The 14478-nt window shown below is 50.0% G+C and carries 14 protein-coding genes; 7 read left to right on the top strand and 7 right to left on the bottom strand.

Annotation, left to right across the window (positions count from 1 at the left end):
• The first annotated feature begins 34 nt into the window (after positions 1–34).
• The gene (pknB, locus tag EBS36_04710; protein NBU32454.1) at positions 35–1900 is read left to right on the top strand and encodes a Stk1 family PASTA domain-containing Ser/Thr kinase; all 1866 of its coding nucleotides are present in this window, start codon (positions 35–37) and stop codon (positions 1898–1900) included.
• Positions 1901–1906: 6 nt separating this feature from the next.
• The gene (locus EBS36_04705; protein ID NBU32453.1) at positions 1907–2800 is read left to right on the top strand and encodes a DMT family transporter; all 894 of its coding nucleotides are present in this window, start codon (positions 1907–1909) and stop codon (positions 2798–2800) included.
• On the opposite strand, the gene EBS36_04700 is transcribed toward EBS36_04705, so the two are convergent.
• Complete coding sequence (locus tag EBS36_04700) at positions 2797–4122, bottom strand: 3-deoxy-7-phosphoheptulonate synthase class II (GenBank protein ID NBU32452.1); 1326 nt, start codon at positions 4120–4122, stop codon at positions 2797–2799. The genes EBS36_04705 and EBS36_04700 overlap by 4 nt on opposite strands.
• A 130-nt stretch (positions 4123–4252) precedes the next feature.
• Between EBS36_04700 and EBS36_04695 the strand changes: the two genes are divergently transcribed.
• A complete protein-coding gene (locus EBS36_04695; GenBank protein NBU32451.1) occupies positions 4253–5476 on the top strand; it encodes a pyrophosphate--fructose-6-phosphate 1-phosphotransferase in 1224 nt (407 codons plus the stop codon).
• Between the two features lie 12 nt (positions 5477–5488).
• Positions 5489–6043, top strand: coding sequence for a TetR/AcrR family transcriptional regulator (locus EBS36_04690; protein ID NBU32450.1), 555 nt, complete (start codon positions 5489–5491; stop codon positions 6041–6043).
• A 25-nt stretch (positions 6044–6068) separates the two neighbouring features.
• Here EBS36_04690 and EBS36_04685 read toward each other — a convergent pair whose 3' ends face one another.
• From EBS36_04685 to EBS36_04675, 3 genes are all read right to left on the bottom strand, one after another.
• Complete coding sequence (locus tag EBS36_04685; GenBank protein ID NBU32449.1) at positions 6069–7157, bottom strand: hypothetical protein; 1089 nt, start codon at positions 7155–7157, stop codon at positions 6069–6071.
• Positions 7158–7245: 88 nt separating this feature from the next.
• Positions 7246–7749 (bottom strand): hypothetical protein, encoded by a 504-nt coding sequence (locus EBS36_04680; GenBank protein ID NBU32448.1) that lies wholly within the window; start codon positions 7747–7749, stop codon positions 7246–7248.
• 156 nt (positions 7750–7905) lie between these two features.
• Complete coding sequence (locus EBS36_04675; protein ID NBU32447.1) at positions 7906–8610, bottom strand: 1-acyl-sn-glycerol-3-phosphate acyltransferase; 705 nt, start codon at positions 8608–8610, stop codon at positions 7906–7908.
• Between the two features lie 135 nt (positions 8611–8745).
• Here EBS36_04675 and EBS36_04670 point away from each other — a divergent pair, with 135 nt between their 5' ends.
• Both EBS36_04670 and EBS36_04665 read left to right on the top strand, forming a co-directional pair.
• Positions 8746–10542: a long-chain fatty acid--CoA ligase gene (locus EBS36_04670; protein ID NBU32446.1), complete on the top strand. Its 1797-nt coding sequence runs from the start codon at positions 8746–8748 to the stop codon at positions 10540–10542.
• 8 nt (positions 10543–10550) lie between these two features.
• Positions 10551–11834 (top strand): DUF2029 domain-containing protein, encoded by a 1284-nt coding sequence (locus tag EBS36_04665; GenBank protein ID NBU32445.1) that lies wholly within the window; start codon positions 10551–10553, stop codon positions 11832–11834.
• Here the strand turns inward: EBS36_04665 and EBS36_04660 are convergent.
• Both EBS36_04660 and EBS36_04655 read right to left on the bottom strand, forming a co-directional pair.
• Entirely contained in the window at positions 11831–12961 is a 1131-nt protein-coding gene (locus tag EBS36_04660) for a glycosyltransferase family 1 protein (protein ID NBU32444.1), read from the bottom strand. The two genes, EBS36_04665 and EBS36_04660, sit on opposite strands and share 4 nt — an antisense overlap.
• A 76-nt stretch (positions 12962–13037) precedes the next feature.
• Positions 13038–13256: a hypothetical protein gene (locus EBS36_04655; protein ID NBU32443.1), complete on the bottom strand. Its 219-nt coding sequence runs from the start codon at positions 13254–13256 to the stop codon at positions 13038–13040.
• 135 nt (positions 13257–13391) lie between these two features.
• Here EBS36_04655 and EBS36_04650 point away from each other — a divergent pair, with 135 nt between their 5' ends.
• Positions 13392–14012, top strand: a complete 621-nt coding sequence (locus EBS36_04650; GenBank protein ID NBU32442.1) for a hypothetical protein — start codon at positions 13392–13394, stop codon at positions 14010–14012.
• Between the two features lie 10 nt (positions 14013–14022).
• On the opposite strand, the gene EBS36_04645 is transcribed toward EBS36_04650, so the two are convergent.
• On the bottom strand, positions 14023–14478 hold a 456-nt coding region (locus EBS36_04645; protein NBU32441.1), incomplete at its 5' end, for an anthranilate phosphoribosyltransferase.

The following is a 14478-nucleotide window of genomic DNA, read 5'->3' as shown; positions in this document are numbered from 1 at the left end:
GAGCGGTAACGGACAGTGCACTTAGAATTGTGGGGTGAGTGATGCAACGCCAGATCTACATCTTGGCACGGTGATTGACGAACGATATCGAATTGATGAACTCATCGCTCGCGGTGGCATGGCAACCGTCTACCGAGCCCTAGACCTGCGCCTGGGTCGAACTGTGGCCATAAAAATTCTCGCCCCAGCTTTCACTGCTGACCCTGGCTTTGTCGAACGATTCATGCTAGAAGCACGCTCTGCTGCAGCACTTACACATCCCAATGTGGTGGCTGTGCATGATCAGGGAGTTTCTGGCGGCTTCCCGTACTTGGTTATGGAATACGTGCCCGGCCGCACAATTCGCCAACTACTGGCGGTTAATGGTGCAATGGCCAGCGCTCACGCACTTGAGGTAATGAAATCAGTTTTGGCCGGCCTAGCTGCAGCTCACGAGGCTGGCTTTGTCCACCGCGATATCAAGCCAGAAAATGTATTGATTACCGATACTGGCTTGATTAAGGTCACCGACTTTGGTTTAGCTCGGGTAATCGATGATCGCCCAGTCAGTGATTCAACTGGCGCTGTCTTGCTAGGCACAATGGCCTACTTATCACCTGAGCAGGTTCAGCAGCGGGCACTAGATCAACGGTCGGATGTTTACTCGGCAGGTATTCTGCTTTTCGAAATGCTCACCGGGCGAGTCCCATACAGCGGCAATTCGCCAATTGAAGTCGCCTATATGCACGTCAACAATGATGTGCCAGCTCCAAGCAATTTTGCCCATGATGTGCCACCTTCGGTTGATCATCTAGTCTTGGCTGCTACTCGGCGTAATCCAAATGATCGGTTTGCTAACGCGCATGTGTTCTTAGACGCGGTCAATCGAGCTTCGTCTGCAGTTCCCGCCGCGGAAGCGTTAACTACAGTCTTGCCAACCCATCAAACGGTAGTTATGGCAAATCCTGGCCTTTCGGCACCGCCCGTAACACCAAGCCTTGCTCCGGTGCGAGTAGGCAAACGGGCCACATCCAAGCGCGTAAAACGCAATCGAATAATCGCAGGCGTAATTTACCTGGGTGCGGTATTGGCCGGCTTGGGCTGGTTCCTTTCGTCTGGAGCTAAATTTCCAATCCCAGATGTCGCTGGGCAGTCAATATCAACTGCAACCTTGAATTTGGAAAAGGCAGGCTTTAAAGTCACCTCAGCTGAAGTATTTTCTGAGACTGTGCCTAACGGAACAGTAGTTGAGACCGATCCTGCTGCTAATGAATCAGCTCGAAAAGGTGCACTTATCACCTTGAAAGTTTCTAAGGGCCAAGAACGCTACATAATTCCAAGTGATCTGGCGGGAAAAGACCCAAACGAGGTAACCGGTATTTTGCAAGACCTTACTCTTTCGGTAGCAAACACGGTTGAAGTCTTCGATGACAAGATAGCCAAAGGCAAAGTTGTTAGTTCTAATCCAAAGGGTGGCACCAAGGTAAAGCGGAACACACCCGTAACACTCAATGTCTCTAAAGGTCCAGCGCCCGTGATTGTGCCACCTATTGCTGGCCTGAACATTGCAATAGTGACTAAGAAGTTAGAAAAACTGGGATTGGTTGTTGACATCAAAGATCAGATTTTTGATTCAAGTCCAGTTGGTTCAGTGCTGTCCAGTGATCCAACCCCTGGTACAGGTCTGAAGAAAGGTGAAACAATTCACCTGACTATCAGCAAAGGTCCGCCACCCGTTGCTGTGCCAAATGTTGTTGGCCTCGATGTCGACTCGGCCAAAGAGATTCTGGCCAATGCTGGCTTTGAAGTCAGCGTTCAAAGTGAGGTAGTACTTGTTGTTTTGAACAAGGTTTACTCACAAGACCCAGCCGGAGGTTCGATGGCTACGCCAGGCACCACGATTACTCTGACAATCGTGTAATCAATAATGACCCGCTTAACAATTCGACCCAGCACTTCGGCCACTGCCCTACTTATTTTTGTCACGGTAATTTGGGGCTTCACATTCGTCACCAATCAATACGTCCTGAAAACAATGCCGGCCACAGATCTACTTGCCTGGCGATTTTGCCTAGCTGCACTTTTGATGTTGGCTTTTAGGCCAAAAGCGATTAGCCAACTTTCTCGAACCGAACAAAAGCATGGCGTAATTCTTGGTCTTTATCTCGGCTTGGGTTATCTGGCCCAAATGATTGGATTAACCAAAACCACAGCAACCGCCTCAGGATTCATCACAGGAATGTTTGTGGTGCTAACACCGATTGTTGGCGGCCTAATTCTGCGTCAAAAAATCTCGGCATTTGCTTGGCTTGCCGTTGTCTTGGCTGCAGTTGGGCTTTCCTTAATTGCGCTCAAAGGAACCACGGTCGGCAGAGGCGATTTGATTACTTTGGTTTGCGCCGTAATGTTTTCATTTCACATAGTTTTTCTCAGTCGCTGGTCCAAATCTGAAATCGTTTTTGGCTTAACTACTTTGCAGTTGCTGGTCACTGGAATTTTCAGCCTATTACTCAGCTTGGCTACTGGTGGACCAAGCGTATCGAGCGATGGCATGGTGTGGCTCTCCATCGCCATCCTGGTTTTGTTTGCCTCATGTTTGGGTTTCTTTGCTCAGACTTGGGTGCAAAGTAAGGTAAGCGCAACCAGAGCTGCCATCATTTTGACGATGGAACCAGTGTTCGCAGGCATCGCAGGAGTCACTATTGGAACCGACGATTTGAGCAAGAGATTAGTTGCTGGAGCACTCTGTATTTTGACTGCCATGTACTTGGTGGAACTCAGGCCCAACAAACCCGAGGCCATAATTTCCTTAGAGCGTTAACGAATTCGCAGCATGTCGGCGACTTGGAAGGCCAAGTCCAGACTCTGCACTCGGTTCAACCGTGGGTCACAGGCAGTTTCATATCGGAAGGGTAAATCGGCTTCGGCGACTCCACTGACACCACCTAGGCACTCGGTTACATCATCACCAGTTAGCTCGATGTGGATTCCGCCTGGATGAGTGCCAGCTGCGCGGTGGACTTCAAAGAAACCCTTAACCTCATCGAGCACATCATCAAACAAGCGGGTTTTGTGTCCAGATGCAGCTTCCTTGGTGTTGCCATGCATTGGATCACACATCCAAACCACTGGCTGGTCAGTATCTTGAACCGTTTTCACCAGCGCCGGCAACACATCACGAATAGTGCCTGCACCCATGCGCGTAATGAAAGTTAGTCTGCCTGGGATCTTTTCGGGATTCAGCTCATCCAGTAGAGCGTGCACAATTTCGGGCGTGGACTTAGGACCGAGTTTTATGCCAATTGGATTCTTGATTTTGGAAACAAAATCAATGTGCGCACCATCGAGATCGCGCGTTCGCTCGCCTACCCAAACGAAGTGACCAGAAACATCGTACAAATTTCCCGAACGAGAATCTATGCGAGTCAATGGCTTTTCGTAATCTAAAAGCAGAGCTTCGTGGCTAGCATAAACATCTGCCCTTCGGAATTCTTCTGGATCTGCGCCGCATGCTGTCATAAATGAAATAGCCCGATCAATGTCGGCGGCCATTTCTTCGTAGCGCTTCCCCGGTGTTGACTCGCTCACAAAATCTTGATTCCACGCGTGCACCTGTCGCAGGTCAGCATAACCACCTTGTGTGAATGCGCGTACGAGGTTCAATGTGGCGGCACTGGCGTGGTAAGTCTGTACCAAGCGCATCGGATCTGGAGTACGGGATTCGGCGGTGAACTCAAGTCCATTGACTGCGTCGCCACGGTATGACGGAAGTGAAACATCGCCAATTGTCTCCAGGCCAGCGCTTCGCGGCTTGCCATACTGTCCGGCAATTCGACCTATCTTGACCACCGGCAGCGATGCTCCATAGGTGAGCACGATAGCCATCTGCAGCAGCGTCTTGAGTCGAGCGCGAATAGAGTCAGCGGTATTTGCTGCAAAAGTTTCAGCGCAGTCCCCGCCTTGTAAAACAAAAGCCCGACCTAGGGCGACTTCACCCAGTTTCGTCGTCAGGTCATCACACTCGCCAGCGAAGACCAATGGGGGTAAACCGCGCAGAATGCTTTGTGCCTGCGCAAGTGCCTCAGCATCTGGCCATTCAGGCTGCTGTGCGGCTGGCAAATTGGGCCAAGTAATTTCACTCACGCTATCTAGGTTAGTCGGGCAAGGCGAGTAACACTAAATCCAGAAACGAAATCTCCCGGCTGAAGTGCTTTTAGTTTTAGGAGCTAACCACGATGCGCGTAAGTAAAATGTGCCCGATAGATTAGAAGCCATGACTGTTAAAAAAGTAGCCCTCTTAACCGCAGGCGGTCTAGCCCCTTGTTTATCTTCCGCAGTTGGCGCACTTATTGAGCGCTACACCGAAGTCGCTCCGGACATCGAGATCATTGCCTACCGCAATGGCTACCACGGCCTACTTCGTGGCGATTCAATCAAGGTAACTGATGAAGTTCGGGCCAACGCTCATTTACTTCAAGCATTCGGTGGCTCGCCAATCGGCAATAGCCGAGTCAAGCTCACCAACGTTAAAGACTGTGTGGCTCGTGGCCTGGTCAAAGAGGGTGAAGACCCGCAGAAGGTTGCTGCCGACCAACTTGTTGCCGACGGTGTTGATGTATTGCACACCATTGGTGGCGATGACACCAATACTGCGGCCGCAGATTTAGCGGCTTACCTCGCTGGAAATAATTACGGTCTCGGTGTTGTCGGACTTCCTAAAACCATTGACAACGACGTCTTCCCGATTGCGCAGTCACTAGGCGCTTGGACCGCTGCCGATGAAGGTGCTCGCTACTTCAGCAATGTAGTTTCAGAACACACGGCAAATCCACGCATGTTAATCGTGCACGAAGTTATGGGTCGTCACTGTGGCTGGCTAACGGCAGCAACAGCTGTTAGCTACCAGAAGTTTCTTGATGAAACGAAGTGGCTAGACGCTTTTGGAGTTGCCCGGATTCGCCGTGACATTCACGCGGTTTATGTACCCGAACTCGACATTGACTTGGCCGCCGAAGCAACTCGCTTGAAGGCTGTCATGGACGAACTTGGCAATGTGAACATCTTCCTAAGTGAAGGTGCGGGCGTTGATTCCATCGTGGCCGAACTTCAGGCACGCGGCGAAGAAGTTCCGCGTGATGCCTTCGGCCATGTGAAGATTGACAAGATTAACCCTGGTGAATGGTTTGCCAAGCAGTTTGCTCCAATGATTGGCGCCGAGAAGGTGCTGGTTCAAAAGAGCGGCTACTACTCCCGTTCCGCCCCTGCCAATGCGCGAGATCGCGAACTCATCAAGGCCTGCGCCGAAGTTGCAGTTCAGGCAGCACTTGATGGTGTGAGTGGCTTGGTCGGTCAAGATGAAGATCAGGGCAACGTAATTCGTGCTTGCGAGTTCGAGCGCGTAGCCGGAGCTAAGCCGTTTGATACAAATCAAGATTGGTTCAACGAATTGCTGAACAACATCAACCAGCCAAAAGGTGCGCCTGTTTCAGGTCACTAATAATCTCGAAATATGCCTACCTCGAATCGCGCGCTGAAAGAGAATGCAATTCTCGAAGCAACTTTGGCGCAGCTTCAAGAAACTGGCACGGCAAACATTTCGATGCAGCAAATCGCTAATCGCTGCTCTATGACCCGCAGTGCTGTGTATCAATACTTTGCATCGGTTGAAGATATCTTTGCCGAACTAGTGATTAACGACATGGCCGATTTGGTGAATCAGATTGAGGCACAGATTCAAGACATTTCTGATCCACTGCTGCAGATCCACGCTTGGGTTGAACAATCACTGGCTCACCTATCGGATGGACAGCATGCCCAAATCCGAAAGTTAAGCGAAATTAATCTCGCTGATGCCAAGCGAAACCTGCTTAGAATCCTGCATGGTCAATTCATGTTGACCTTGATGAACCCCGTGGCCAAGGTGTATCCAGATAACGCCGAATCCGCATGCGCTTACATTTCCGCTATCGTGAACTCTGCTGCCAATCGAATTGATGCCGGGGCCGACTTTGAAGTTGAACTTAATGCTGCTTTGAAGTTTGTAACCGCAGCGCTCGCCAATTAAAAGCCGGCCCCCGTAAATCAATTAACTACTTTGAGACTTTTACAGTCCAAGCAAACGTAGTTCGAGCACCGCGAAGATTCTCGGCGGCCGTAGCCGTCACTACGCAATCACCAGCAGCTAGACCTTTTACATACACATTCTTTGCAGTTGCGGTGATAGAGCACAGTCTGCTGTTGTTTACCGCCCACGTCAGCACCTCACCGCGGTTAGTCACTAGCGGCAACTTGGCAAGTTCAGTGGATCGACCTTTTATTAACCTAAAGGTGCTCGGCTTCGTGGACCACTTCGCAACAGTTTGCGATTTTTTAACTGGCGAGCTGAAGGCAATCAATTGCAGAGTGTCTAGGCTGCGATCACTAAGACCATTGAAGTCTCGTTCGATATAAATTCCACAGGTCACCAACTGGCAATCAACATTGCCCTTAGAGCCCTTGAATTCGCCCCAAACTTTAAATGGAACCGGCTTGCTAGCATCGACCCCACCCATACCCAAAGCAGCGGGCCAGACCGATGCCCAGACAGCATTGGCATTGTCACAGTTGGTTGGTCGAGCTGACACATCGCTGATAGCACACTCGCGAACATAAACACCTTGGTTAGTTGCCAGACCATTGATGGTTATCGTAAAGACCTCGCCGGCATCTACGAAGTTGGTTGCCCTGCTTGCGGTTATGGTCAAATTGCTAACCTTGATTGGGATGAGAGTGTCCAAACTGCGATCGCTAAAATCGACATGGTCACGCATTGTCATAATCGCGCAGTTGGCTGGTGCACAATCTTTCCCATTGATAGTGCGTAAAACTTTGAACGGCTGACTTTGCGACGGATCTGATGCGCCACGGCCAGGTCCAATCCAGAGGGATGAGCCAACATTTTGCTGCTTTGTGCAGTCATTCGGGTCACTGGACGGAGCACCATTGATGAGATAGCACTCACGGACATAAACACCTTTACCGGTCGGCAAATTGTTTACTTTGACCGAGATGATCTGGCTATCCGCAATTCCAAATGATTGGGACAAGCTGATTGAAAGGCTGTCGGCTTTCGCTGACGTAGCAGTTAGGCCACTAATCAGAAGCGCTGCGGCCAATGCAACCTTGAGTTTCTTTAACATGATGTTCCTTCTGTATTTGCGTTTCGAGATGACTTGTCTTGCATTGATAACTTGCTGTTTTGCCTGAATTTGTAGACCTCTCGAAGTTTTATTTGAATGTGATTGGCACGATTACATCTGCACTTCGGTTCTCACTGTCGGTGTGATCAGCTCGAGTAACGACGGCACATTTGGTGACTTTGCAATCTGTCTCGTCAATCATGCGGGCAACGGTTACTTTCACTTGAAATGAGCCCAGCTTGGTGAATTTCTTCACCGCACTCGATGGCACAAACCACGGCTTGTGTGAGGTAATCCAAATAGATCCTTTTGATGAGCCCTTGATGTTGATTCCGCCGTAGCAATGTTCAGGCTTAGTGTTCGGTTTGGGCATTTCACAAAAAGCGACATAGATTCCAAAATCGCGGTTGTACTTTTTTCCAACTACCGTCAAGGTTTGCCCGTCAACTACGGCTCGGGCTGGAGTTACTGTCAAAATCTGACCGGAAGCACCTCGACCTGATGCCGATTTGCCCTTAGTTGTGGCGGCAATACTACTTAACGGCATCACCAAACAAAGTCCAAGAGCAATCAGGATTTTTGCAAACTTCACAAATAGAAAACTATTGAAAATTCAATTTTTAATTCTGACAAAGTGTCAGACAAATAGGCGGATTTGTGAGGTTGCCAGCGGGCTTTGCGAATTGATTAGCGCCAAGTGTGTGCCAAGCGCGGGGTTCGCCATTTAACAGGGCCAAAGGCTAGCAACTTAACTTTCTGGACGCTTCGCCTTGGCACGAGATGCGTACATATCGACATACTCTTGGTGGGTCAGTTCCATGATCTTGTACATGATTTCGTCGGTGAGTGAACGAAGAACAAACCGATCTTCTTCCATTCCGTAGTAGCGCGAGAAATCAAGTGGCTTTCCAATTCGAATGCCGACATCGACGTTGAAGTTTGGTCTAGTCCGACCAATCGGTTGCACTTTATCGGTATTGATCATGCCGATCGGAATAACGGGTACGCGTGCCTCCAGTGCCATTCGGGCGACGCCAGTTTTACCGCGATACAACTTTCCATCTGGTGACCGTGTGCCTTCTGGATAAATACCAAGCAAGTTTCCTTCTTTGAGGATTCGAACGCCGGTGTCGATAGCCGCGGTACTTGCATTGCGGCCACCAGTTCGATCGACTGGAACCTGGCCAGCTCCTTTAAAGAATGCAGCCGTCACTTTCCCTTTTACACCAGTTCCAGTGAAGTACTCACTCTTGGCCAAAAACGTGATCTTGCGCGGCACTTTAACGGGCAAAAAGATTGAATCAGAAAATGACAAATGGTTGCTGGCCAGAATTGCTCCACCTTCAGCCGGAATGTTCTCCAGCCCAATTACCCAAGGGTGAAACGACACGTCGATAGCTGGGCCAATTGCCACATTTTTGAGAAACTTGTAAAAGCCTTCAGATTCTGACACAACCAATACGCTAGTCACCCTGGGCCCCAACTGCAAAACACTTGCCGAAAAAGTGGGGTTAGCCCAAATTTAAGTCGCTAAACCTGCCACACTTAAGTAATCTTTTCGGAAATAGCGAAGTGAGGTTTCAGTCAGATGCGCGAACTTTTTGAGCCGCCACTCGCCCCACAAATTTCCACTGGCAACCTATCCGACCACGTTGAATACAATGCCAGAGCTCATCCAGAACACGCTGTTTTTGCCACTGCTTCAGATGCTGGGTGGAATCCAATTTCGAGTGTGCACTTTCGCAATCAAGTACGCGGCGTTGCCAAGGGTTTAATTGCAGACGGGATTGCCACTGGCGACCGAATCGCCATCTTTGCACGCACTGTGTATGAATGGTCGGTTGTCGACTATGCCATCTGGTATGCGGGGGCAATCAGCGTGCCAATCTATGAGACTTCGTCCCCCGAGCAAATCGAATGGATGATGTCGGATGCCAATGTGGTGGCAACTTTTTTTGAAACTAACCGAAATGTAGTTTCCTTCAATGAGGTTGCTGAACGATTGCCGAAAATGACAAATCGATATGTATTTTCCGAAGGCGCTCTGGCTGACCTGACCACTCGTGGGCAAGAAATTTCTGATGAGGTGTTGGAGCAGCGACGTACCAAAGCAACGCCTGAAGACATTGCCACGATTATCTATACCTCGGGCACAACCGGTCGGCCAAAAGGCTGCATGCTTACTCATGGCAACTTCATGGCGGAATGTGACAACTTGATTCAAATCTTGCCGGAGGTTTTTGGAACTCCTGAAGCTTCCACATTGCTGTTCCTGCCTCTTGCACATGTATTCGGGCGAATGATCGAACTGGCGATGTTTCGTGGCCGAGTAACTATTGGGCATTGCCCCAATCCAACTGCCTTGTTAAAGCAACTGCAATCCTTCAAGCCAACATTCTTATTGGCGGTGCCTCGGGTATTTGAAAAGGTCTACAACACCGCTGGCACCAACGCGCAAAAAGAAAGTCCCATCAAAGGCAGAATTTTTGACAAGGCAGCAGCCGTTGCGATTGCCTACAGCAAAGCGACCGAGAACGGCAAAGCCTCGCTTATTTTGAAATTCCAGCATTCACTTTTCGACAAGTTGGTGTACAGCAAGCTGCGCACAGCCATGGGTGGTCGCGTCACGCATGCCATCTCCGGTGGCGCATCATTAGGCGCACGGCTTGGGCATTTCTATCGTGGACTTGGCATCATGATTTTGGAAGGCTACGGCATGACCGAAACCACTGCTGGAGCCACAGTGAATCGACCGCAAGCGCTAAAGATCGGCACGGTTGGCAAACCGGTTCCAGGCACCGGCGTGCGCATTGCCGATGACGGCGAAGTGCTACTGCGCGGTCATCACATCTTTAAGGGCTACTGGAATAACGAGGCGGCAACTGCTGAACTGCTCGGCGAAGATGGCTGGCTACATAGCGGTGACATTGGCGAGCTAGATTCGGCGGGCTTCCTGAGGATAACTGGACGGAAAAAGGAATTAATCGTCACTGCCGGCGGCAAAAATGTTGCGCCAGCGGTGCTTGAAGATCGGCTTCGGGCCCACCCGTTAATTAGTCAGTGTGTAGTAGTTGGTGACGCCCTGCCCTACATCGCAGCCCTAGTGACTCTTGATGAAGATGCACTACCTGCGATCTTGGAAGCTAACAAGATTGCAAAAGAACCAATGGCTCAATTGGTCACTAGCAAGGAAGTTCGGGCCTTAGTCCAGCAAGCGGTGAACGATGCTAATAAAGCGGTCTCTAATTCTGAGGCGATTAAAAAATTTGTTATCTTGCCGCACGACCTCACCATTGACAATGGCTATTTGACCCCGAAGTTAAGTATTCGTCGGCATTTGATTACCGTAGATTTCGCTGAGCAAATCGCCAGCATGTATCGCTAGAGGAAGCCATGGCCACGAAAAAGCCTAAAGTTCAAGCAGTACGCAAGCCTCAAACTACAGCCCTGGAAGTGCATCCAGCGCTGATCATTGGATTAATTGTCAGCGCATTTATCGCAACCCGATATTGGGCAGCGGCTGCAGGCTTACAGTGGATTAACTACCCAAATGGCAAGGCGCTGTTTTCTGATGTCACGCTTTATGACTTCTGGGGATTCAATATTGCTAAGGGAACTTTCCCAAATGGTCCGGGCATTCCAACCGATCAACTTTGGACAAATGATGCTTGGCAATATCCGGCGCTAGCAGCAATGATATTTATCCTTGGTGTCAAAATTCACACCGGCATGTCGGGCTTCATCTCACTTGCAATAGCAGCTGATGCTGTTCTGTTGGGACTCTTGATTTGGGCAGGCCGGCAGCAGAAATACGCAAATGGTCGAGTTGCCAGCAAGGCCAACTACATCCCAGCTTTGATTTGGTTGAGCGCGCCGCTATTAGTTGGTCCACTACAAGTTGGCCGCTTTGACGTTTTTCCAACACTTGCTATTGTTGCTGCCCTACTTGCAACAACAAGTGCCAGACGCTTTGGCATCTTCATCGCCCTTGGCTTTTTGCTAAAAGTGTGGCCAGTCTTTGGCTTACTTGGGCTAGCTAAATCGAAATTTAAAGAAGGTTTCTTGTGGTTTGCTGGCGTAAGTGTTTCGGTGACCGCACTCTTATATTTGTGGTGGCCGGGCAGTTTGTCCTTCATCACTGGCCAGGGTAAGCGTGGGTTACAGATTGAATCAATCGGCGCTCTGCCCTACATGATGTTTGGTCAAAAAGATGATCGCAATGCCATTGCGTTTCGCTACGGTTCTTGGGAAGTTAATGGACCAGGAACAAAATATGTCTCACTGGCCATGACTCTGGTGTTGGTGATCTTGATCGCAATTCTGGCTTGGTGGCGTTGGCAGGGCCGACTCGAAGCAATTCCTGGTGCCGACATTGCCTTACTTGCCGTTTTAATTTCAATGTGTACGAGCCGAGTGCTTTCACCGCAATATTCAATCTGGGTAATGGGACTTTTGGCCGTGGCTGCTTTTAGTCAACAACCACGCTTCTGGACCATCGCTGGCCTGCTGTTAACTTCAGTGGCACTTGGTCAATACCTGTTCCCTGGGAAGTACAGCAACTTCCAGCTTCTTCATACCGATGGAGTGATGATTCAAACTTTGCGTATTGTCTGCTTGGTTGCGGCAACCGTGATGTGTTGGCGCAATGTAGTTAAGCGGTTGAAGCCGGCCAACTAATCCAGAAGCAGTTTTAAGGTAGTAGCGGCGTTATCCCAAGTCCAGTGCTGTTCAATCCAAATTCGGCCAGCAGCGCCAAGTTGTTTGCGAAGCGGTTCGTCATTGAGTAATCGCACACAAGCTCGAACAATCTCTTCCTGACTTCGCCCCTGCACAACTAAGCCGGTCTGTCCGTTTAGCACCGCATCTGGCGCGCCACCAGAATCGCCAGCAATAACTGGTAAGCCACTTGCCGACGCTTCTAGATAAACAATGCCTAAGCCTTCAACATCCCAGCCCGCATTTCGGGTGCGACATGGCATGGCAAATACATCGCCCGTTAGATACCAAGTAGGCAAGTTCGCATAATCAACTCGGCCGGCAAAGTGCACCGAATTTTGCAACCCTAGCTCGCGAACTTTCTTCTCAAGCGCCCCGCGATAAGGACCATCGCCCACAATCACAAGCGCTACATTTGAAACTTCGCGAGCAATTGCAGGCAATGCATCGATAAGAGCGTCTTGACCTTTGCGTGCCATTAAGCGCGAAACACAAACAATTGTCGGCCGACCGCTAAACCCGATCTGTTCGCGCAACACATTCGCCGAAGCCAACTGAGACGGATTGAATAACACCGGATCCACTGCGGGCGCCAGTTTCACTAACTTGTTTTGATCTTGTTTGCGCAGCGCTGTGGCAATGCGAGTTTTGGTGTAGTCACCTAGGTAAGTAAGCACATCAACCGATGTGCCAATCTTGCGAATCGCAGAAGAGGTGACTGGTGTGCGCGCCCAGCCAACTTCATGACCATGAGTTAGCGCCACGATTTTGGTAACACCGAGTGGTCGAAGTTTAGGTGTCATCAAGGCAAGTGGAGCTGCTGCGCCGAACACCACGCGAGTTGCCCCAGTCTCGGCAATAACTTGGCGAACTAATTTAAAGGTTGAATTAGTTGGCAATAAAACAGCATGTGCACTGCGCACAACTCGATAGGCCTGCTGGGCATCAAACTCGGCATCTCCAGCAAACTTTGAGGTAACAACGGTCACATCAGCGGGATTAAACCTGCGAACGAGTTCATACACAAAAGTTTGGATGCCACCGGAGCGTGGCGGGAAGTCGTTGGTTACGAACACGGTATGGGTCATGCGGCTGCCACCGCACTACTGCGCCCCGCGCCGGATTGACCCTCAAACCACATGAGTCCATCTTGCCCTAATGCGGTTAGCCAGTTGCGCTGGCTCCATCGGAATTAACATCCGAGTTAGCAGAGCCCGAACCTTTAATCAAGCGCAGTGGCTTTACTAATCCGGCATCGGCCAGAACTTGTAGCACTGGCGCATCCTGCTCAATTGATGACGGCATAGGTCCAAGTAACGCGGTGACGACACAGTCACCACATTCAATGTCGCGGACAACGCAAGTTTGGCAATCTATTAACACGGCTACTCCTTAGGGGACTTGCAGTTTCTACCGATGGGACGGGTCTTGAATTAACTCAAAAGTAATTTGCGCCTCTGACATTTTTTGTCGGCATCTAGCCCTAAGGTTTAGTCAGTGCCTAGATTGAGGTTTTAAATGCTTGATGTTGGATTCATACTGAACCGCTCCCCATTGGGCCGGCTTTGGACCGACAGCGTTTTTGTGATCGTTGACCTTGAAACCACTGGCTTTTCTTCTAGCTTTTCGGCAATCACCGAAATCGGCGCGGTAAAAATTCGTGGCACCGAAGTTTTAGAAGAATTTCAAACTTTTGTGAACGCGGGCGTGTCGATTCCTTGGCGCATCACCGAAATTACCGGAATTTCCCAAAGTCACATTGATGATGCTCCAACACCCGATATAGCACTGGCCGAGTTCCTGGACTTCGCTGAATTTCATGTTGAAGATCAAACAACCGGCTACCCAATTTTGGTTGCCCACAATGCCCCGTTTGATGTTGGGTTCTTGAAGGCAGGCTGCGCACGACATGACATCAATTGGCCGAGTCCAACAACTTTAGACACAGTCAAGTTTGCTAATCGATTCTTACCTAGAGGCACCGTCGACAACTACAAACTCGATACATTGGCAAATCATTTTGCCGTACCCACTGCTCCGAATCACCGCGCACTTGATGATGCCAAAGCCACGACCGAAGTTCTATGGAATTTAATTGATATCGCTGTGCAACGAGTAAGTGCTGATTCGAAAAAGTAATTCTGCGCAATTAGTTCGCGCTTAACGCAAAGCGCTGGCTTACTGAAATCAACACATTCAAAACAGTCGCCGCCGCGCCAGAATCAAGCGACTGGTACGCAACTGGCAGCGCCTTAGCGGTGCGCGATGCGACTGGCTCGGAAACATCGCCAAAGTGAGCTAGTCCCCCAGCGGCGTCATAGGCCACCAAAGCTCCAGCGGCATTCAACGCAACCACATCACGAATGTAAGCGAAGTTGCCGTCACTGCGACCCGAGACAATCGCTCGAATCACATCGGCGTTAAATGCTGGATCGCCACCGCGTAGATGCTCAATAGTTGCGGGCGCTAAACCGAGGCTGGCTGGGTCGAGCACGCTGTGTCGCACTGAGCCGTCAGTCACATCCCAAACTTGCGAAGGACTTGAGGTTGAAAGTTCATCAAGGCCCTCGTCACTTCGCACCACAATCGACTTCAAGCCACGCGA

It is taken from the genome of Actinomycetota bacterium, assembly GCA_009923495.1.
In the GTDB taxonomy this organism is placed as follows: domain Bacteria; phylum Actinomycetota; class Actinomycetes; order S36-B12; family UBA5976; genus UBA5976.
This window is presented reverse-complemented; position numbering and strand designations above follow the sequence as displayed.